Source organism: Burkholderia sp. Bp8994, assembly GCF_003853805.1.
In the GTDB taxonomy this organism is placed as follows: Bacteria; Pseudomonadota; Gammaproteobacteria; order Burkholderiales; family Burkholderiaceae; genus Burkholderia.
Genome location: NZ_QTQH01000014.1, coordinates 46842 through 66130, shown reverse-complemented (window position 1 = coordinate 66130; position 19289 = coordinate 46842). Strand labels below are relative to the sequence as shown.

At 67.9% G+C, this 19289-nt stretch carries 18 protein-coding genes and 1 riboswitch; of the genes, 9 read left to right on the top strand and 9 right to left on the bottom strand.

The genetic code is table 11. From position 1 onward, the window contains the following. Positions 1-4: 4 nt before the first annotated feature. The 5 genes from DIE04_RS16990 to DIE04_RS16970 form a co-directional block, all read right to left on the bottom strand. The gene (locus tag DIE04_RS16990) at positions 5-1342 is read right to left on the bottom strand and encodes a dihydrolipoamide acetyltransferase family protein (protein ID WP_124487547.1); all 1338 of its coding nucleotides are present in this window, start codon (positions 1340-1342) and stop codon (positions 5-7) included. Position 1343: 1 nt separating this feature from the next. Continuing rightward, positions 1344-2387, bottom strand: coding sequence for an alpha-ketoacid dehydrogenase subunit beta (locus tag DIE04_RS16985; protein WP_124487546.1), 1044 nt, complete (start codon positions 2385-2387; stop codon positions 1344-1346). 2 nt (positions 2388-2389) lie between these two features. Continuing rightward, entirely contained in the window at positions 2390-3622 is a 1233-nt protein-coding gene (locus DIE04_RS16980; RefSeq protein WP_044844942.1) for a 3-methyl-2-oxobutanoate dehydrogenase (2-methylpropanoyl-transferring) subunit alpha, read from the bottom strand. 476 nt (positions 3623-4098) lie between these two features. Beyond that, positions 4099-4725: a flavin reductase family protein gene (locus tag DIE04_RS16975; RefSeq protein ID WP_124487545.1), complete on the bottom strand. Its 627-nt coding sequence runs from the start codon at positions 4723-4725 to the stop codon at positions 4099-4101. A gap of 227 nt (positions 4726-4952) precedes the next feature. Then, on the bottom strand, positions 4953-6101 hold the full coding sequence (locus DIE04_RS16970; RefSeq protein ID WP_124487544.1) for a porin: 1149 nt from the start codon (positions 6099-6101) through the stop codon (positions 4953-4955). 1076 nt (positions 6102-7177) lie between these two features. Here DIE04_RS16970 and DIE04_RS16965 point away from each other — a divergent pair. The 7 genes from DIE04_RS16965 to DIE04_RS16930 all read left to right on the top strand — a co-directional run bounded on the left by DIE04_RS16965 (position 7178) and on the right by DIE04_RS16930 (position 14620). Then, a complete protein-coding gene (locus DIE04_RS16965) occupies positions 7178-8203 on the top strand; it encodes a substrate-binding domain-containing protein (RefSeq protein WP_044844945.1) in 1026 nt (341 codons plus the stop codon). Positions 8204-8268: 65 nt separating this feature from the next. Continuing rightward, positions 8269-9297 (top strand): ABC transporter substrate-binding protein, encoded by a 1029-nt coding sequence (locus DIE04_RS16960; protein WP_124487543.1) that lies wholly within the window; start codon positions 8269-8271, stop codon positions 9295-9297. A 16-nt stretch (positions 9298-9313) separates the two neighbouring features. Then, positions 9314-10138 (top strand): ABC transporter permease, encoded by an 825-nt coding sequence (locus tag DIE04_RS16955; RefSeq protein WP_124487542.1) that lies wholly within the window; start codon positions 9314-9316, stop codon positions 10136-10138. 10 nt (positions 10139-10148) lie between these two features. Next, positions 10149-11045 (top strand): ABC transporter permease, encoded by an 897-nt coding sequence (locus DIE04_RS16950; protein WP_124487541.1) that lies wholly within the window; start codon positions 10149-10151, stop codon positions 11043-11045. 24 nt (positions 11046-11069) lie between these two features. Continuing rightward, entirely contained in the window at positions 11070-12101 is a 1032-nt protein-coding gene (locus DIE04_RS16945) for an ABC transporter ATP-binding protein (RefSeq protein WP_124487540.1), read from the top strand. 38 nt (positions 12102-12139) lie between these two features. Then, entirely contained in the window at positions 12140-12964 is an 825-nt protein-coding gene (locus DIE04_RS16940; protein WP_124487539.1) for a phosphodiesterase, read from the top strand. 456 nt (positions 12965-13420) lie between these two features. Further along, complete coding sequence (locus DIE04_RS16930) at positions 13421-14620, top strand: MFS transporter (RefSeq protein ID WP_044848004.1); 1200 nt, start codon at positions 13421-13423, stop codon at positions 14618-14620. 21 nt (positions 14621-14641) lie between these two features. Here the strand turns inward: DIE04_RS16930 and DIE04_RS16925 are convergent, their stop codons facing one another. After that, positions 14642-15841, bottom strand: a complete 1200-nt coding sequence (locus DIE04_RS16925; protein WP_124487538.1) for an EamA family transporter — start codon at positions 15839-15841, stop codon at positions 14642-14644. A 502-nt stretch (positions 15842-16343) separates the two neighbouring features. Between DIE04_RS16925 and DIE04_RS16915 the strand changes: the two genes are divergently transcribed. After that, positions 16344-16697 carry a type II toxin-antitoxin system RelE/ParE family toxin gene (locus DIE04_RS16915; protein ID WP_124487537.1) on the top strand — a complete coding sequence of 118 codons (354 nt, stop codon included), beginning with the start codon at positions 16344-16346 and terminating at the stop codon, positions 16695-16697. Then, entirely contained in the window at positions 16694-16975 is a 282-nt protein-coding gene (locus DIE04_RS16910; protein ID WP_124487536.1) for a helix-turn-helix domain-containing protein, read from the top strand. Before DIE04_RS16915 ends, DIE04_RS16910 begins: the two co-directional genes overlap by 4 nt. Before the next feature lie 41 nt (positions 16976-17016). On the opposite strand, the gene DIE04_RS16905 is transcribed toward DIE04_RS16910, so the two are convergent. The 3 genes from DIE04_RS16905 to DIE04_RS16895 all read right to left on the bottom strand — a co-directional run bounded on the left by DIE04_RS16905 (position 17017) and on the right by DIE04_RS16895 (position 18843). Continuing rightward, positions 17017-17805, bottom strand: coding sequence for a molybdopterin-dependent oxidoreductase (locus DIE04_RS16905; protein ID WP_124487535.1), 789 nt, complete (start codon positions 17803-17805; stop codon positions 17017-17019). 29 nt (positions 17806-17834) lie between these two features. Then, positions 17835-18467 (bottom strand): cytochrome b/b6 domain-containing protein, encoded by a 633-nt coding sequence (locus tag DIE04_RS16900; protein WP_124487534.1) that lies wholly within the window; start codon positions 18465-18467, stop codon positions 17835-17837. A 109-nt stretch (positions 18468-18576) separates the two neighbouring features. Continuing rightward, entirely contained in the window at positions 18577-18843 is a 267-nt protein-coding gene (locus tag DIE04_RS16895) for a pentapeptide MXKDX repeat protein (protein WP_044848009.1), read from the bottom strand. Positions 18844-19113: 270 nt separating this feature from the next. Continuing rightward, positions 19114-19230: riboswitch (TPP riboswitch) on the top strand. The last annotated feature ends 59 nt before the right edge of the window (positions 19231-19289 follow it).

The following is a 19289-nucleotide window of genomic DNA, read 5'->3' as shown; positions in this document are numbered from 1 at the left end:
GGGCTCACTCCACGAACAGCAGCGCCGGGCGCTCGAGCACCTCGCGCACGGCCTGGATGAATTCGGCCGCGTCCGCTCCGTCGACGACGCGATGGTCGAACGACGACGACAGGTTCATCATCTTGCGCGCGACGATCGCGCCGTCGCGGATCATCGGCCGCTCGACGATCCGGTTCACGCCGACGATGCCGACCTCGGGATGGTTGATGACCGGCGTCGACACGATGCCGCCGAGCGCGCCGAGGCTCGAGATCGTGATCGTCGAGCCGGTCAGCTCGTCGCGCTGCGCGCGGTTCGCGCGCACCGCGTCGGCGAGCCGCGCGATTTCCGCCGAGATCGACCATACGTCGCGCGCCTCCGCATGACGCAGCACCGGCACCGTTAGGCCGCCGTCCGTCTGCGTCGCGACGCCCATGTGCACCGCGCCGTATTGCGTGACGACACCGGCTTCGTCGTCGTAGCGCGCGTTGATCTGCGGGAAGTCGCGCAGCGCGATCACCATCGCGCGGATCAGCAGCGGCAGCGGCGTGAGCCGGCCGCGCGTGTCGCCGTGGCGCCGGTTCAGCTCGGCGCGCAGCGCTTCGAGCTCGGTGACGTCGATCTCCTCGACGTAGCTGAAGTGCGGAATGCGGCGCTTCGCTTCCTGCATCTTGCGCGCGATCGCGCGCCGCAGGCCAATCACCGGCACCTCGGTTGCGTCGTTGCGCTCGGCGTAGCCGCGCGCTTGCGATCCGCGCGCGGCGCCGCCGCCCGTGCGCGCATACGCGTCGAGGTCCGCATGCAGGATCCGCCCGGCCTCGCCGGTGCCGCGCACGTAGCGCAGCTCGATGCCCATGTCCCACGCGCGCTGGCGCACCGCCGGCGACGCGAGCGGCCGTTCGCCCGGCGCGAGCGCCGCGCGCGGCGGCGCCGCATGTTCCGCGCGGCGCGGCTCGGCCGGCGCGCGGGATGCGGCGTGCGTCGCTGCCTTCGACGACGCATGTGTTTCGGATCCCTCAGCGGTAGAAGATGAATCGGCAGGCACGTCGACCGCCGCCGCTCGCTGCGTCGCATCCGGGCCTGCATCGTGTGCTTTCGCGCCCGATTTCAGGTTGCCGTCGCCTTCGACTTCGAGACGAATCAGCTCGCTGCCGACCGCCATCATCTCGCCGATCCGGCCGCCGAGCTCCAGCACCTTGCCCGCCACCGGCGACGGAATCTCCACCGCCGCCTTGTCGGTCATCACATCGGCGAGCGGCTGGTCTTCGGCGATCGTCTGCCCCGGTTGCACGTGCCAGGCCACCAGCTCGACCTCGGCGATCCCTTCGCCGATATCCGGCATCTTGATGACATGAATCCCCATCTCAGGCCTCCATCACGCGTCGCAACGCTTCGCCGACCCGGGCCGGCCCGGGGAAATACGCCCATTCCTGCGCGTGCGGATACGGCGTGTCCCAGCCCGTCGTCCGCTCGACCGGTGCCTCCAGATGGTAGAAGCAGTGTTCCTGGACGAGCGACACCAGCTCCGCGCCGTAGCCGCAGGTGCGCGTCGCCTCGTGCACCACCACGCAGCGGCCGGTCTTGCGCACCGACGCGACGATCGTGTCGAGATCGACCGGCCACAGCGTGCGCAGGTCGATCACTTCCGCATCGATGCCGGTCTCCTCGGCGGCCGCCAGCGACACGTGGACGGTCGTGCCGTACGTCAGCACCGTCACGTCGTTGCCGGGCCGCACGACGGCGGCCGTGTCGAGCGGCACCGTGTAATAGCCTTCCGGCACCTCGCTGCCCGGATGCTTGAGCCACGACGTGACCGGACGCTCGTGATGGCCGTCGAACGGCCCGTTGTACAGGCGTTTCGGCTCGAGGAAGATCACCGGATCGTCGTTCTCGATCGACGCGATCAGGAGTCCTTTCGCGTCGTACGGATTCGACGGCATCACCGTGCGCAGTCCGCAGACTTGCGTGAACATCGCTTCCGGGCTCTGGCTGTGCGTCTGGCCGCCGTAGATGCCGCCGCCGCACGGCATCCGGATCGTCATCGGCGCGGTGAACTGGCCCGCCGAGCGATAGCGCAGCCGCGCGCCTTCCGACACGATCTGGTCGGAGGCCGGGTAGAAGTAGTCCGCGAACTGGATCTCGCAGACCGGCCGCAAGCCATACGCGCCCATCCCGACCGCAGCGCCCACGATCCCGCCTTCCGAGATCGGCGCATCGAACACGCGCGACTTGCCGTACTTGGCCTGCAGCCCCTCGGTGCAGCGGAACACGCCGCCGAAGTAGCCGACGTCCTGCCCGAACACGACCACGTCGTCGTCGCGGCCGAGCATCACGTCCATCGCGGAGCGCAGCGCCTGGATCATCGTCATCGGCTGGGCCGATGCCGTCGTTGTTTCATGTTGCGCCATGATCACGCTCCCAGTTCCTGGCGCTGACGGCGCAGATGCGCGGGCAGCTCCTTGTACACGTCGTCGAACATCGACGCCGGCGACGGAATGCGGTCGTCGGCCAGCGTCCCGAACTTCTCCGCTTCCTTCTGCGCGGCGATCACCTCGGCTTCCAGTTCGGCCGTGAGCGCGTCGTGCGCGCTGTCCGACCAGATGCCCTTCGCGATCAGGTGCTGCTTGAAGCGGGCGATCGGATCGCCGAGCGGGAAATGGGCCCAGTCGTCGGCCGGCCGGTATTTGGTCGGATCGTCCGACGTCGAATGCGCGCCGGCGCGATAGGTGACCCACTCGATCAAGGTCGGGCCGAGATTGCGGCGCGCGCGTTCGGCGGCCCAGGTCGACGCCGCGTAGATCGCGAGGAAGTCGTTGCCGTCGACGCGCAGCGAAGCGATGCCGCAGCCGACGCCGCGCCCGGCGAAGGTCGTCCCCTCGCCGCCCGCGATCGCCTGGAACGTCGAGATCGCCCACTGGTTGTTGACGACGTTCAGCACGACCGGCGCGCGATACACGTGCGCGAACGTCAGCGCGGTGTGGAAGTCGGCTTCCGCGGTCGCGCCGTCGCCGATCCAGGCGGACGCGATCTTCGTGTCGCCCTTGATCGCCGACGCCATCGCCCAGCCGACCGCCTGGATGAACTGCGTCGCGAGATTGCCGGAGATCGAGAAGAAGCCGGCTTCGCGGTCCGAGTACATCACCGGAAGCTGGCGCCCCTTCAGCGGGTCGCCTTCGTTCGACATCAGCTGGCAGATCATCCGTTCGAGCGGCACGTCGCGCGCGATCAGGATGCTTTGCTGGCGGTAGGTCGGGAAGCACATGTCGCCGTGACGCAGCGCCATCGCATGCGCGGCGCCGATCGCCTCTTCGCCGAGGCTCAACATGTAGAAGGAGATTTTCTTCTGACGCTGCGCGATCATCATCCGCGCGTCGAAGATGCGGGTCTTCAGCATCGCGCGCATCCCGGCGATCAGGCGCGCATCGTCGAGATCCGGCGCCCACGGGCCGAGGGCTTCGCCGTGATCGTCGAGCACGCGCACCAGGCTGCGGGCGAGATGGGCGGTGTCCGCCGGCGCTACGTCGATCGGCGGGCGGCGAACCGCGCCGGCCGGCGATAGATGCAGATAGGAAAAATCCGTCTTGCAGCCCGGGCGCCCGGTGGGCTCCGGCACATGCAGACGCAATGGCTCTGACAGGCTCATCGTGTCGTCTCCACGCTCGATTGTGTCTCACGCTGATTGGAACGCGCGGCCGGTTGCCGGCTCACGCGCGGGCTGGCACGCGGATAAGCACGCCAACCTTGGGAATGTATGCCTTGCAGTACCGGACGTCGATGCCCAACCCGCTCGTTCGGGGTGAGCAGATTTGCCATGGCGGCGACGATGGGCGAGCGGCATTGCCGGTGGGTTTGAAGGACGGTTGCGTGTGCTGCGATGCGTCAACGCGTCGGGGAGCGCGGAATCGATGCGCGTCTGTCACGCGTGTCGGAGGGTACGAAGCGAAAGACCCCGCGAAATCCTGGATTTCGGCGGGGTCTTTGTCTTTGTCGGTGCGCGTCCGCGTGCTTCAGCGCTCGCGCGCCGGATCATTCCGGCGCGTAATGGTGCGATGGGCGAGAAAGCGCGAAAGCGCGATGGCGCGATGGCGCGATGGCGCGATGCGTCGATGATGCAATGCATCACGCGTCGGGGCGCGCGATGTCGAAGCGGCTGTCGGGCGTCACGTGCACATAGGCGGACGGGCCGCCCGCACGCAGAATGATGCCCGCGCCGAACGTATCGAAGATGCCGTCCTTCAGCAGGTCGTGACGGATATGCACGGCGACGACCTCGCCCAGCACCAGCGTGGCCGGCGTCTCGACGCCGCGGTGATCGCGCAGCCGGATCACGTCGGTCACCTTGCATTCGAAGTTGACGCCGCTTTCCGCCACGCGCGGCACGCCGACGAGGCGCGACGGAATCGCGGTCAGGCCGCCGAGTTCGAATTCGTCGACGTCGTACGGCACGGCGGCACAGGTCTGGTTCATCCGGTCGGCGAGGTCGCGCGTCGCGAGGTTCCAGACGAACTCGCCGGTTTCCTGCACGTTGCGCAGGCTGTCCTTCGCGGCGGTGCTCGAAAAGCCGATGATCGGCGGACGATAGTTGAATGCGTTGAAGAAACTGTACGGCGCGAGGTTGAGCGTGCCGTCGTTGCCGCGGGAGGAAATCCAGCCGATCGGGCGCGGGCCCACGATCGCGTTCAGCGGATCGTGCGGCAGCCCGTGGCCTTGCGACGGTTCGTAATAGTGGTAGTTCGAGTCGGTCATGGCGGGTGGTCTTGCGGGAGGGAAACGTCGTTTGATTCCATCGGCCGCGTCACGTGCGCGACGATGGTGGCGACGGCCTGTGCGACGTACGTGCCAAGTATCACACGGCGGCGCTTTCGTCGCAGCGAAGTGGCCCGCCATGGCCCGTCGAGCCGACATTTCCCTTCAAGCCCGAAGTTCAGGACTTTTTTACCCACACATGACCGATAACCGCCCGGATAGCAGCGTCAGAAATGATGCAGCAGCGCGACTCGCGCGACGAATTGATTCGGGCCCGACGAGATATCGGCGGCGCCCGGAACGTACGCGTAGTCGAAGTCGGTTCCAGTGTGCGCGTTCAGCGCATGCTGATAGACACCTTCGACGAATACCGACGTGCGTTTCGACAAGTCGTAGTTCAGCTTCGCGCTCAGTTGATGCCACTTCGGATTGAACGCGCCGACCGTCGACGCGACGCGGGCCTGCGTGTACGTATATGCCGCGCCGACGTAGAACGCGGTCGTGAAGTGATAGAGGCCGTTCACCTCGAAGTTGTCGAATTTCCACGACTGCCACGCACCGCCCGCCGGCTGCGTCGTACCGGTGAAATACGCGTTCGAAGTCGGATCGTAGACGTCGACGTGCGAATACGTGAATCCCACGAGGGCATTCGAGAACGCATAATTCACGCCGATGCCGATGTTCTGCTGCGACGATGCATCGAACGTGTTGTCGCCGGTGATCGCCCCGTTCGAATCGGCATTGCGTGCGTTGTTGATCTTCAAATACGAGGCGCCGACCGTCAGCCCGCCCTGCTGGTATTGCAGCGCGGCGCCATATAGACGGTTGTTCGCGAAGCCGCCCGCCTGATTGCTGAATCCATACATCGCCTCCGCGGTAACGCCGTGCCATACGGGCGACACGTACTTGACCGCATTGTTCACGCGGAACGAGTAGTCGGTGTTGTCGTTGTCGTACGGATGCGAGAACAGGTAGCCGGTCCAGTTGCCGTTTGCGGTGAGCGGCGAGAAGATGTCGACGCTCGGATCGTACTGACGACCGAACGTCAGGGTGCCGTATCGGTCCGACGCGATGCCGACGAACGCCTGACGGCCGAATTCCCGGCCGCCCTGGCTCATTTTTCCGTTGTTGACGTCGAAGCCGCTCTCGAGCGTGAAAATCGCCTGGTAGCCTGCTCCGAGGTCTTCGGTGCCCTTGATGCCCCAGCGGCTGCCGTAGTCATAGCCGCTTTGCAGTTGCACGGTGCCGTGGCCGCGTGCGTTGCTCGTGTAGTTGATACCGTCCTCGATCTTGCCGTACAGCGTCACGCTGCTTTGTGCATGCGCCGCGGCAGCAAGCAAGGCGGCGGGTGCGATGATCCCCAAACGCATGTTCATGACGATTTACCCCCAGGTCTTTCGTTTGCTGGTCGCAACGGTTGCGTGCTGCGAATGTGCGTCGCATCGATGTTTCCCCGCGATGCGACGGGCGCAGTGTAATGAGCCGTTTTTCTGCTGTTAGTGGCCTGCAGCGGAAAGGTGCTCTCCAGAACGCCGGCTGTTTTTCGGCGCGGAAAGCGGATAGCCGGGTGTTGAAGCGCGCCTCATTCGGGCGACGAGCGGACGCCTGAAGCAAATCGCGGGGAATCGATATTTCAATCGCCGGTACGTTTGCGTTTGGCCAGCGCGGGGGATCTACGGGAACCGGCCGCCGCCATCGAAGCGAAGCACGACCTGAAAAACAAAAAACCCGCGAGCGGCTTGTTTCTCGCGGGTTTTCGGAACGTCATGGAATCGCATGGAAGCGATCTTGGTGCCGGGGACCGGACTCGAACCGGCAAGCCAGTTAAGGCGGCGGATTTTCGTCACACTGCTTCTTTCAAAGCCGGCGTCGTCGAAACGACGCCGTTCGTGCGCTGGACTATGCCTTCGCCGTCGCGCGCGGGCGGTATTACCGCCCGTGCGCCTTAGGCGCCCCCCGTCTAGTCTCTACACCTTCCTCGCTGCAGTCGTACCGCGAGGCTTGGCTCGGCGTTGCCTCGACGCACGGCGCGCGTCAGGGGTTTCACCGAATTTGAAGGGTTCTGCACCGGTCGTTTCCGGCCGGGCACTCAATCGTTTAAGTCCGCTATGTTTACCAATTTCATCACCCCGGCAAAAGGGCGGACGCGATTCTACCATTGCTTGCGCATGCATTAGCTGATTCGCGCGCATTGCATCGCGATGCAGCATGTCGGCCTGCCCTGTCCATACCCGAACTCGAGCGCCGCAATCGACGTCGGCGCGACACCGTCGCCGATTTCCTCCCGCGCCGCAGCATCCGTCGATACAATCGAATCCGCCCCGCTCGCCGGGCGCCAACCGTCTGATGTTTGTATCGCATCTTTTACGAAACAGACGTCTCGTCAGTCATCGCGAAGTCACAAACGCTTTCGATAATTCTCCCGTCGAAAACGTTTACATCGCGTAACTTCATGCCCCCGACCATCAAGGACGTCGCCGCGCTCGCCGGCTTCTCGATCGCCACCGTCTCGCGTGCGATCAACGCGCCGCATACCGTCAGCCCCGCCACGCTGGCGACCATCCGCACCGCCATCGACACGCTGCAGTTCCGCCCGAGCCCGCTCGGCCGGCAGTTGCGCGGCGAGCGCACGCGGCTCGTCGGTGTCGTCCTGCCGACGCTGTCGAACCCTGTATTCGCCGACTGCCTGCAGGGCATCGACGAACTCGCGACCGCGGCCGGCTTCAAGCTGATCCTGATGACGACCGAATACGACGCGGCGCGCGAGCGCCACGCGATCGAGACACTGCGCGAGCAGCGCGTCGAGGGGCTGATCCTGACCGTCGCCGATGCGGACACGCATCCGCTGCTCGACATGCTCGACCGCGACGGCCCGCACTACGTGCTGATGCACAACGACACGCAACGCCGCCCGTCGGTGTCGGTCGACAACCGCAGCGCCGCCTACGACGGCGTGCGCATGCTGACGGCACGCGGTCATCGCCGCGTGCTGATGCTGGCCGGTTCGCTCGCCGCGTCGGATCGCGCTCGCCAGCGCCATCTCGGCTACGCGCAGGCGCTCGAGGAGGCCGGCGTCGCGACGCTGCCGCCGGTCGAGGTCGACTTCAACGCGGCCGAGCTGCCCGACGCGGTGCTCGCGCACCTCACCGCGCGAGCCACGCGCCCGACCGCCCTCTTCTGCAGCAACGACCTGCTCGCGATGGTCGTGATGCGCGGCTTGCGCCGCGCGGGCTTCTCGATTCCCGACGACCTGTCGGTGCTCGGCTTCGACGGCATCGCGATCGGCGAGCTGCTCGCACCGCCGCTCGCGAGCGTCGCGACGCCGAACCAGGACATCGGCCGTCATGCATGGCAGCGCCTCGTCGAATGCATCGGCGGCGCGACGATCGAGCGCACGTCGCTGATCCTGCCGCATACGGTGCGCGACGGCGCGACGGTCGCGCCGCCGGCCGCCGACCTGCAGTTGCACCAAGCCTGAACGCACGCGCCGCGCCATCGTGCACGGCGCGCGCAAGCTACCCCGCCCCCGCCCGGAGATCCATCGTGTCCTTTCGCCTGACCTCGCTGCTGCGCGTGCTCGCAGCCCCCGTCGCCTGCGCCGCGCTCGTCGCGTTCGCACCCGCGGCCCATGCCGACGAATCGGCGATCTGCTACAACTGCCCGCCCGAATGGGCCGACTGGGCCGCGCAGATCGCGGCGATCAAGCAGAAGACCGGCATCCGCGTGCCGTTCGACAACAAGAACTCGGGCCAGGCGATCGCGCAGCTGATCGCCGAGCAGAAGAGCCCGGTCGCCGACGTCGTCTATCTCGGCGTGTCGTCGGCGTTCCAGGCGAAGGACAAGGGCGTGATCGCGCCGTACAAGCCCGCGCACTGGAACGACATCCCCGCGAACCTGAAGGACCCGCAGGGCTACTGGTTCGCGATCCACTCGGGCACGCTCGGCTTCTTCGTGAACAAGGACGCGCTCGACGGCAAGCCGGTCCCGCGCTCGTGGGCCGACCTGCTGAAGCCCGAATACAAGGGCATGGTCGGCTACCTCGATCCGTCGAGCGCGTTCGTCGGCTATGCAGGCGCCGTGGCCGTCAACCAGGCGCTCGGCGGCAGCCTCGACGACTTCAAGCCGGGGCTCGACTGGTTCCGCAAGCTGAAGGCGAACGCGCCGATCGTGCCGAAGCAGACCGCGTATGCGCGCGTGCTGTCCGGCGAGATTCCGATCCTGCTCGACTACGACTTCGACGCGTATCGCGCGAAGTACAAGGATCACGCGAACGTCGAGTTCGTGATTCCGAAGGAAGGCACGATCGCGGTGCCGTACGTGATGAGCCTCGTGAAGGGTGCGCCGCACGACGCGAACGGCAGGAAGGTGCTCGACTTCGTGCTGTCCGACGAAGGCCAGAAGCTGTGGGCCAATGCGTACCTGCGTCCGGTGCGCGCGCAGACGCTCGGCGCCGACGTCGCCGCGAAGTTCCTGCCGGCGAGCGAATACGCCCGGGCGAAATCGGTCGACTTCGGCAAGATGGCGGCCGGCCAGCAAGCGTTCGGCCAGCAATACCTGCAAGTGATGCAGTAAGCGCCGGACCCACGCCATGCTCGACCTGACTTTCCCGCTGCGCTGGCGCGTCGCCCTCGTCGCGCCGGCGCTCGCGGTGTTCGCCGCGTTCTGGCTGCTGCCGATGGCGGCGCTCGTGCGGGTGTCCGCCGACGGCGCGTTCTTCACGCAATACGCGGCGCTGCTCGGCAACGCGCGTTACATGACGAGCCTCGGCGAAACGATAGCGTTGTCGGCCGGCGTCACGCTCGCGACGCTGGCGCTGTCGACGACCTCGGGCCTGCTGCTCGCGCGCCGCGAATTCGCCGGCAAGCGCGTGCTGCTCGCGCTGCTCACCTTTCCGCTCGCGTTCCCGGGCGTCGTGGTCGGCTTCATGGTGATCATGCTCGCCGGCCGGCAGGGGCTGATCGGGATGCTGTCCGCGAAGCTGACCGGCGACAAGTGGGTGTTCGCGTATTCGGTTGCCGGGCTGTTCGTCGGCTACCTGTACTTCTCGATCCCGCGCGTGATCGTCACCGTGATCGCGGCCGCGTCGAAGCTCGACGCGTCGCTCGAGGAAGCCGCGCGCTCGCTCGGCGCGTCGCCGTGGCGCATCTTCGTCGACATCGTGCTGCCGGCGCTCGCGCCGGGCCTGGTCGCGGCCGGCGCGATCTGCTTCGCGACCGCGATGGGCGCGTTCGGCACCGCCTTCACGCTCGCCACCGACCTGAACGTGCTGCCGATGACGATCTACACCGAGTTCACGCTGAACGCGAACATCGCGACGGCCGCCGGCCTGTCGATCGTGCTCGGCATCGTCACGTGGGCCGTGCTCGCGCTCGCGCGCCGGTTCACCGGCCACACCGCCGCCGCCGCGGCCTGAGGATTCCTTCATGCAATCGCTTTCCGGTTCGTCCGCGCCGTCGCCGGCGCCCGCTCCGTCGCACGCGAACGGCACCGCCAGACGCGCGCCGCGCGTGTCGGGCGCGCGCGCGATCGCGGCGCTGCAATGGGGCGTCACGCTGCTGCTGTGCGCGTTCCTGATCGTGCCCGTCGTGATGTCGGTACTCGCGGGCCTCACCGTCAACTATTTCCGCGGGCTGTCGAGCGGCCTCACGCTGCGCTGGCTCGAACAGGTGTGGCAGCAGTACCAGGGCTCGGTCGCGCTGTCGCTCGGCGTCGCGTTCGCGACGCTCGCGATCGTGCTCGCCGTCGGCGTGCCGGCCGGCTATGCGCTCGCGCGCAGCAAGAGCCGCGTCGCCCGCGTGATCGAGGAAGCGCTCGTGCTGCCGGTCGCGCTGCCGGGCCTCGCGTCGGCGCTCGCGCTGCTGGTCGTGTACGGCGGCTTCACCGCGTTCCGGATGAGCCTGTGGTTCATCGTCGTCGGCCACGTCGTGTTCACGCTGCCGTTCATGGTGCGCGCGGTCGCGGCGGTCGCCGCCGGCGCCGACCTGCGCACGCTCGAGGAAGGCGCGGCGAGCCTCGGTGCGTCGTTCGTCACGCGCTTCGTCACGATCGTGCTGCCGAACCTGCGCCCCGGCATCGTCGCGGGCGCGCTCGCGGTGCTCACGCTGTCGATCGGCGAATTCAACCTGACCTGGATGCTGCATACGCCCGACACGAAGACGCTGCCCGTCGGGCTCGCCGATACCTATGCGTCGCTGCGCCTCGAAGTCGGCAGCGCGTACACGATCGTGTTCCTGCTGATGACGCTGCCGCTCCTCGTCGCGATGCAGTGGCTCGGCGTCGATCCGTCCGGCACGCGCGCGCTGACGCGTCGCCCGCGCTGACCCTGCGCTGACCTTACCCTTCCCATGAAACTCGATTCCACCCCCATCACCCTGACCCGCTGCGCGAAGACGTTCCGCGGCACGCGCGTGCTCGAACCGCTCGACCTGTCGATCGGCGCGGGCGAGACGCTCGTGCTGCTCGGCCCGTCGGGCTGCGGCAAGACGACGACGCTGCGCCTGATCGCGGGCCTCGACACGCCGGATGCCGGCGGCACGATCCGGTTCGGCGGCGACGACGTGACCGCGCTGCCGATCGAGCGCCGCCAGGTCGGCATGGTGTTCCAGAACTACGCGCTGTTCCCGAACCTCACGGTGCGCGGCAACGTCGGCTACGGACTGAAGATCCGCAAGACCGAGCCGCGCGCGCTGCGCGAACGCGTCGACGAGCTGCTCGCGATGATGCGGCTCGACGCGCATGCGGACAAACCGGTCGATCAGCTGTCCGGCGGCCAGCGCCAGCGGGTCGCGCTGGCGCGTGCGCTCGCGGTGCGCCCGCGCGTGCTGCTGCTCGACGAGCCGCTGACCGCGCTCGACGCGAAGCTGCGCGACGTGCTGCGCCGCGAGATGAATGCGCTGTTGCGCGAGCTCGGCGTGACGACCGTCTACGTCACGCACGACCAGGCCGAGGCGATGGAACTCGGCGACCGGATCGTCGTGATGGGCGCGGGCCGCATCGAGCAGATCGGCACGCCGCGCGACATCTACTACCGCCCGGCGAACCGCACGGTCGCGCAGTTCATCGGCACGCTGAACCGGCTTGCAGGACAATGGCAGGACGGCGCGCTCGTGACGACGGGGGGCGCGATCGTCACGCCGCATGCCGCCGACGAGTGGTTCTTCCGTCCGGAGGATGCGCAGCTCGCCGATCCCGCGCATGCGCCGCTGCGCGGCGCGATCGGCGCGTGCGCGTTTCTCGGCGAACGCACGCGGCTCACGATCGAGCATGCGGCACCCGACGCGCTCGTGATCGACGTGCCGGGCCGCATCGAGCTCGCGCGCGGCACGGCGGTCGGCCTCACGATCGCGCCGGAAGGCCTGATCGCGCTCGCCGCGTAACACCGCCCCACGATAACCACACATTCCGAGGAACGACGATGCTGCTTGCTCAAATCAGCGATCTCCACATCAAGCGCCCGGGCCAGCTCGCGTACCGACGCGTCGACACGGCCGCCGCGCTCGCGCGCTGCATCGCGAAGCTGAACGCGCTGGTGCCGCGCCCCGACGCGGTGCTCGTCACCGGTGACCTGACCGACTTCGGCCACGACGACGAATACCGCCACCTGCGCGACCTGCTCGCGCCGCTCGAGATTCCGTATTACCTGATGGTCGGCAATCACGACGATCGTGCGGGGTTGCGCCGCGCGTTCGCCGATCGTCCCGAATTGCAGGACGGCGAGTTCGTGCAGTACGCGCTCGACGTCGGCGCCGTGCGCGTGCTCGCACTCGATTCGCAGGTGCCCGGCACGAGCCATGGCGACCTGTGCGATGCGCGGCTCGCGTGGCTCACCGCGCAACTCGACGCTGCGCGCGACCGGCCGGTGATCGTCGCGCTGCATCACCCGCCGTTCGTGTCCGGGATCGGACATATGGACGCGCTGCGCCTCGCGCCCGCCGCCGCCACGAAACTCGACGCGCTGCTGCGGCGCTATCCGAACGTCGAGCGCGTGCTGTGCGGCCACGTGCACCGGACGATGTTCACGCGCTTCGGCGGCACGCTCGCATCGGCCGTGCCGGCGCCCGCGCACCAGGTCGCGTTCGATTTGCGAGCGGACGCGCCGTCCGCGTTCCGGCTCGAGCCGCCCGCGTTCGCGGTGCACGTCCATACGCCGGACATGGGGATGACGTCCCATCACGTGTACGTGGACGAAGGCGACGGGCCGTATCCGTTCTATGAGCCGAGCGGGGAACTGGTCGACTGAACCGTACGCAATCGCGGATGCATGACGAGCGGCTGCGGCCGGTCGGGGCCGCGTCGAATGATTGCGGTTGATTGCGGTTGATTGCGGCTGAGCGCGGCCCGCCATGCTGCGATCGCGCCAGCCGCGCAGCCGACTGCGCTTCTGCGCTTCTGCGCTTCTGCGCTTCTGCGCTTCTGCGCTTCTGCGCTTCTGCGCTTCTGCGCTTCTGGGCTTCTGGGCTTCTGGGCTTCTGGCCGCTGGGCCCGCTGGGCCCGCTGAGCCGCTGAGCCGCTGAGCCGTTGGGCCGTTGGGCCGTTGGGCCGCTGAGCCGCTGAGCCGCTGGGCCGCTGGGCCGCAGCACCGCCGGCACGATTCCCGGTGCTCCGGTATGATCGGCACGCTCGCTCGGCGCCCGGCCGCCTGCGCCACCGACGCCGCGCCGCGCGCCACGCCGCCCAACTCCGTTCCGTTGCCGCCATGTCCGCCGCCTCCACCGACCGTCCGACCGACGCCGCCTCGCCCCACTACTCGCGCAGCCTGCTGTTGCTGCTCGCGACGATCGCTGGCGTGTCGGTCGCGAACATCTACTACAACCAGCCGCTGCTCGACAGCTTCCGCTCGGCCTTCCCGGACGGCGCGTCATGGATCGGCGCGGTGCCGACCGCGACGCAGCTCGGCTATGCGGCCGGGATGTTCCTGCTCGCGCCGCTCGGCGACCGCTTCGATCGCCGCGGGCTGATCCTGATGCAGATCGCGGGCCTGTCGATCGCGCTGATCGTGGCCGCGGCCGCGCCGTCGCTGGCGGTGCTGGCCGTGGCGAGCCTTGCGATCGGCGTGCTCGCGACGATCGCGCAGCAGGCCGTGCCGTTCGCGGCCGAGATCGCGCCGCCGGCCGAGCGCGGGCATGCGGTCGGCACCGTGATGAGCGGCCTGCTGCTCGGCATCCTGCTGGCGCGCACGGCGGCCGGCTTCGTCGCCGAATATTTCGGCTGGCGGGCGGTGTTCGGCGCGTCGGTCGCGGCGCTCGTCGCGCTGGCCGCGGTGATCGTGCTGCGGCTGCCGCGCAGCTCGCCGACGTCGACGCTTCCGTACGGCAAGCTGCTCGGCTCGATGTGGCACCTGGCGGTCGAACTGCGCGGGCTGCGCGAGGCGTCGCTGACGGGCGCCGCGCTGTTCGCCGCGTTCAGCGCGTTCTGGCCGGTGCTCACGCTACTGCTCGCCGGTGCGCCGTTCCACCTCGGCCCGCAGGCCGCAGGGCTGTTCGGCATCGTCGGCGCGGCCGGTGCGCTGGCTGCACCGTACGCGGGCCGTTTCGCGGACACGCGCGGCCCGCGCGCGATCATCTCGCTCGCGATCGCGCTGCTCGCGGCGTCGTTCGTGATTTTTGCGCTGTCGGGAACGAGCCTCGTCGGGCTCGTGATCGGCGTGATCGTGCTGGATGTCGGCGTGCAGGCCGCGCAGATCTCGAACCAGTCGCGCATCTACGCGCTGAAGCCCGAGGCGCGCAGCCGCGTGAACACCGTGTACATGGTGTGCTACTTCATCGGCGGCGCGCTCGGCTCGTCGGCCGGCGTCGCGGCGTGGCACGCCTTTGGCTGGATCGGCATGTGCGCGGCCGGCCTGCTGTTTACCGCACTCGCCGGCTGGTCCCACCATCGCGGCGCACGTCGCGACTGAACGCCGCCCTGCGCGCCGGCGTCATGCGTCGGCCCGCGACGCGGCCGGATTGACGGCCGGCGGCGGCGTGAATGCCTGCGCGGGATCCATGACCGCGGCCGGGTCCACGACGGCGGCCGGTGCGGGCACCGCAAGCGGTACCGCGGAAGGCGCGAGGATCGGTGCCGGCTCCGGCATCGCCGCCTGAGCCGGTACTGACGCCGCATCCGCCGTCGGTTCGGCGGCGACGGTTGCCGCGGTCGCCACGGTCACCACGCCCGGCGCGGCATCGGCCGCCGCGCGCACCGCGGGCCGGCGCGCGGGATCGAACAGGAACGACAGCCCGACGCTGCCGAGGATCGCGACGGTGGCGACCACGGTTGCCGTCGTCACGGGCTCGCCGAGCATCAGCGCGCCGAGCGCGACCGCGACGATCGGGTTCACGTACATGCAGCTGCTCGCGATGATCGGGCTCGTGTGGCGAATCAGGTAGCCGTACGCGACGTACGCGGCCATCGTGCAGAACACCATCAGGTACACGAACGCGAACACCGGCGCGACCGCGACCTGCTCGATGCGCTCGCCCATCAGCCACGCCCCGATCGTGGACATCAACCCGCCCAGGCCGATCTGCAGCGACGTCGACAGGAACAGGTCGGACGGCAGCTTGAGCCGCGTCGCGAGATGCGCGCCGCCCGCCCAGAACAGCGCGCCGGCCAGCACGCAGATCGTGCCGAGCGCCGAGTTCGCGGCGGCCGCGCCGCCCGAATTCAGCACGACGATGCCGACCATCCCGAGCGCGACGGCCGCCCACTCGCCCTTCGTCACCGCGCGCCCGGCGACCGCCGCGATCACGGTCGCGAACAGCGGCACCGTCGCGACCATCACCGCGGCCGAGCCGCTGCTGACCGTGCGCATCCCGAGCGCGATCGTGCCCGACGACAGCGCGACCAGCATCGTGCCGACGATCGCCGAGTTGCGGATTTCGAGCAGCGTCGGCCATTCGGGCTTGCGCCGCAGCGCGAAGATGAACAGGCCGATCCCGCCGAGCAGGTTGCGCAGCCCCGACAGCAGCAGCGGCGGGAACGACTGCAGCGCGAAATGCAGGCCGCTGTAGGTCGAACCCCAGACGAAATAGATGAAGACGAGGGCGAGCGCGACGCGGCCGCCGCGGCTTTGCGGCAGGCGGATCCGGATCGGCAGGCGGGCGAGGAAATCGAGGAGGCGGTCGAGCGGGGTCATCGTTCAGCCCGCCCGCACGACGTGTCGCGTGCTCCGCTGAAAGACGCCGGAGAGACCGGCAAACGGCCCTGACTGGACCGGGAAGGCGGAGACGGACGTGCGGAACGACATGGCAGTGCGAACGGCGACGAATAAGAACCGGCAAGCGGCGGCAGAGGGTCGAAAAGCGGGCGCGAGCCGCTTCGGCTGCGCACGCTCGGCATTATGGCATCAAGGATTCGAAAGCATCATCAGACCAGTCTGAAAGCTTATCGACTGACGTTTCGGCGCGACATTTTTCGGCATCCGGACCAACCGGAGCGGGGGCCGGATACGCGCGGCGCGGGCGTCGCGCGGGCCGCCCGGCATCCCGTCCTGCAGCAGCGATCGCTCCATCGGCCTGATGGCCAGTCATGCGCTTCAGCGGTCGCTTCGCGCTTATGGTGATGATCGGCGACGGTCGGCAGGCGCATCCGGCCGCCGACATTCGCCCTTTCGACCCGCACACCACCCATACAAAATTTTGTATAATTCCACCATTCTTGCGCCGAAGCCCGTCGTGTTCGTCGGCACCGCACTCGACGACCTGCGCGGCTTTCCGCTTCTCGCGCGCCGCGAAGCCGGCCACCAGATCGACCAGGTTCAGCGTGGCCTCGCGCCCGACGACTGGAAGCCGATGCGCACCGTCGGCCCGGGCGTGCGGGAAATTCGCCTGCGCGATGCGAGCGGTGCGTTCCGGATCGTCTACGTCGCGACCTTCGCCGACGCGATCTACGTGCTGCATTGCTTCCGCAAGCAGTCGGCACGCACCTGCAAGACCGATATCGACCTGGCGGCCCGACGCTACCGGGCGCTGATGATGGAGAGGAAACGATGAGCAACGAACGTCATGCGAGCGTCTGGGACGCACTCGAAGGCCGGCCGGCCGAAGCCGAGAACATGAAGCTGCGCTCCGAGCTGATGATCGCGCTCAAGCAGCGCATCGCGCAGCTCGAGCTCAGCCAGGCGCAGGCCGCGCAACGGCTGGGCGTCACGCAGCCGCGCGTGTCCGATCTGCTGCGCGGCAAGATCAACCTGTTCGGGCTCGACGCGCTCGTGAACATGGCGGCGGCGGTCGGCCTGCGCGTCGACCTGCAGGTGCGCGAATCCGTGTGACACGCCGCGACGCAGGCAGCACGCGTTCGCGCGCCGCCGCATCACGATCCGCCGAACCAGTTGTACCCCTGATCGACCCAGTAGCCGCCCGGGAAGGTATCGGTCACGAAGATTTCCATGATGTGTTTCGGATTCTTGTAGCCGAGCTTGGTCGGCATCCGCAGCTTCATCGGGAAACCGAATTCCGGCGGCAGGCGATGGCCGTCGTAGTCGAATGCGAGCAGCGTCTGCGGATGCAGCGCGGTCGGCATGTCGATGCTTTCGTAGTAGTCGTCCGCGCATTTGAAGCCGACGTATTTCGCGTGCGTATCGGCGCCGGCACGCGCCAGAAACGCGCCGAACGGCGTGCCGCCCCAGCGGCCGATCGCGCTCCACCCTTCCACGCAGATGTGCCGCGTGATCTGCTCCGCGTGCGGCAGCGCATACAGCTCGTCGAGCGTCCACACGCGCTTGCCCGTCACGCGGCCCGACAGCACGAGCCGGTACGTCGATGCGTCGACGTGCGGCACGTCGTCGATGCCGTAATACGCGTTGAACGGGAACGGCCGCGTGATGTCAGCCTCGGTGTAGGTCGGCGCGAGCCGCTCGCCGCTGAAGAGCCACGCCTGCACGCGGTCGTTCATGCGCGACACCTTCTCGAGGAACGTGTTGACCGACGCGTCGTCCTTCAGCGTGCAGCCGGTCAGCATCGTCAGGCCGCCGAGCGTCAGGATGCGGCGATTGAACAGCCGCCGCGACGGCATCTCCAGCTCGCGGCGCACGTCGAGTTCGAGCGACTTGCGGTCGAGCGTCCAGCGCGAATCAGCGCGCCTGTATTCGGAATCCGACATGATGATTTCCTTCACCCGGAGTTGACGGGTCAGCGCCCGCGCAGCATCGCGAGCAGCGAGCGCGGCACCAGCAGCGCCATCGCGACGTGCACGACGAAGAACGCGACGAGCAGCGACATCGCCCAGAAATGCACGACGCGCGCGTTGTCGTAACCGCCGAACAGTTCGCGCAGCAGCGGAAACTGCACCGACTTCCAGATCGTCAGCCCGGACAGCACCAGCACGATCAGATCGACGATCGCGACCAGGTACGCGGCACGCTGCACCGCGTTGTAGACGCTCAGATCGTCGTGCGCGAGCCGGCCGCGCAGCGCGGCGCGCACGTCGCGCCACACGGACGCCGGCGTGACGGGCAGCATCTTGCGCGCGAGGCGCCCGGTCGCGATCGACATCGTCAGGTAGAACAGCCCGTTGCCGACCAGCAGCCACATCGCCGCGAAATGCCATTGCAGCGCGCCGCCGAGCCAGCCGCCGAGCGTGATGCCGTGCGGAAACACGAACGGCGGATAGATCGGCGACGCATCGTAGATGCGCCAGCCGGACAGCGCCATCAGGATCGCCGCGAGCGCGTTGAGCCAGTGGCTCACGCGCACCCACAGGGGATGAATCTTGCGGGCGGGCGGCGTGACGACCGCGCGCCCGGTGGCGGGAACGGTTTGCATGATGAAGACTCCCGGAACGGGTCGACGAGACGAGTCGAGTCGAGACAAAACGAGACGCGGGCGGCCGTCGTCGAGCACATGCGCCGGCCGCACGCCCTGCCCGGCTCCGTCAGTTCGACGGCGCCATCTTGTCGTCCGACTTCGCCTTGCCCATCTCGTCGTGCGACATCGCGTCTTTCTTCATCGCGTCCTTCTTCATCGCATGCTTCTTCATGGCGTCCTTCTTCATCGCGCCGTCCTTCGCCATCGCGTCGTGCCCCATCGCGTCCTTCGACATCGACGAGCCGTTTTGCGACATCGCGTCGTTCTGCGCATACGCGCCCGTTGCAAGCGTGGCGAAAGCAGCGACACAGGTGGCGATCAGTACGTTTTTCATGACATCTCTCCAAAACATGGGTTTAAGGAGCCGAATAGACGGACGACGTCGCGGGAAATGACAGCCGCTGCGAAATTTTTTTTGTGAGGTCGCGCGAAGGCGCGCCATGTTGCACCGCTTCGCCGCGGCCGGCCGAGCCGTGGGGCCGCGCGGCGGCGAAGCGCGCCGTCATTTCGACGGGCCATCACACCGCCCGCCATGCTGCGGCCGCACCGGGACGGCCGATCCCGTCCCGGTTGAAACCGCCGCCAAGCCAGTGTATCGTGTGCGCTGCTAACGCGGGGGTCCTGCAATGCGTTCGGTCAAACAACCGGCATTGCGGGTGAGAAATACCCTTTGAACCTGATCTGGATAATGCCAGCGCAGGGAAGCGTACGGATTTCACCGCCATCCTTCTGACGAAATCCGCCGCCTCACCAAGCCTCGTCTCCTGCTTAGCTCGAGCC

Excerpts from the sequence above, each read along its gene's own strand:
- DIE04_RS16990 (WP_124487547.1), bottom strand. The coding sequence starts at position 1,342 with ATGGGGATTCATGTCATCAAGATGCCGGATATCGGCGAAGGGATCGCC.
- DIE04_RS16985 (WP_124487546.1), bottom strand. The coding sequence starts at position 2,387 with ATGGCGCAACATGAAACAACGACGGCATCGGCCCAGCCGATGACGATG.
- DIE04_RS16980 (WP_044844942.1), bottom strand. The coding sequence starts at position 3,622 with ATGAGCCTGTCAGAGCCATTGCGTCTGCATGTGCCGGAGCCCACCGGG.
- DIE04_RS16975 (WP_124487545.1), bottom strand. The coding sequence starts at position 4,725 with ATGACCGACTCGAACTACCACTATTACGAACCGTCGCAAGGCCACGGG.
- DIE04_RS16970 (WP_124487544.1), bottom strand. The coding sequence starts at position 6,101 with ATGAACATGCGTTTGGGGATCATCGCACCCGCCGCCTTGCTTGCTGCC.
- DIE04_RS16965 (WP_044844945.1), top strand. The coding sequence starts at position 7,178 with ATGCCCCCGACCATCAAGGACGTCGCCGCGCTCGCCGGCTTCTCGATC.
- DIE04_RS16955 (WP_124487542.1), top strand. The coding sequence starts at position 9,314 with ATGCTCGACCTGACTTTCCCGCTGCGCTGGCGCGTCGCCCTCGTCGCG.
- DIE04_RS16950 (WP_124487541.1), top strand. The coding sequence starts at position 10,149 with ATGCAATCGCTTTCCGGTTCGTCCGCGCCGTCGCCGGCGCCCGCTCCG.
- DIE04_RS16945 (WP_124487540.1), top strand. The coding sequence starts at position 11,070 with ATGAAACTCGATTCCACCCCCATCACCCTGACCCGCTGCGCGAAGACG.
- DIE04_RS16940 (WP_124487539.1), top strand. The coding sequence starts at position 12,140 with ATGCTGCTTGCTCAAATCAGCGATCTCCACATCAAGCGCCCGGGCCAG.
- DIE04_RS16930 (WP_044848004.1), top strand. The coding sequence starts at position 13,421 with ATGTCCGCCGCCTCCACCGACCGTCCGACCGACGCCGCCTCGCCCCAC.
- DIE04_RS16925 (WP_124487538.1), bottom strand. The coding sequence starts at position 15,841 with ATGACCCCGCTCGACCGCCTCCTCGATTTCCTCGCCCGCCTGCCGATC.
- DIE04_RS16910 (WP_124487536.1), top strand. The coding sequence starts at position 16,694 with ATGAGCAACGAACGTCATGCGAGCGTCTGGGACGCACTCGAAGGCCGG.
- DIE04_RS16905 (WP_124487535.1), bottom strand. The coding sequence starts at position 17,805 with ATGTCGGATTCCGAATACAGGCGCGCTGATTCGCGCTGGACGCTCGAC.
- DIE04_RS16900 (WP_124487534.1), bottom strand. The coding sequence starts at position 18,467 with ATGCAAACCGTTCCCGCCACCGGGCGCGCGGTCGTCACGCCGCCCGCC.
- DIE04_RS16895 (WP_044848009.1), bottom strand. The coding sequence starts at position 18,843 with ATGAAAAACGTACTGATCGCCACCTGTGTCGCTGCTTTCGCCACGCTT.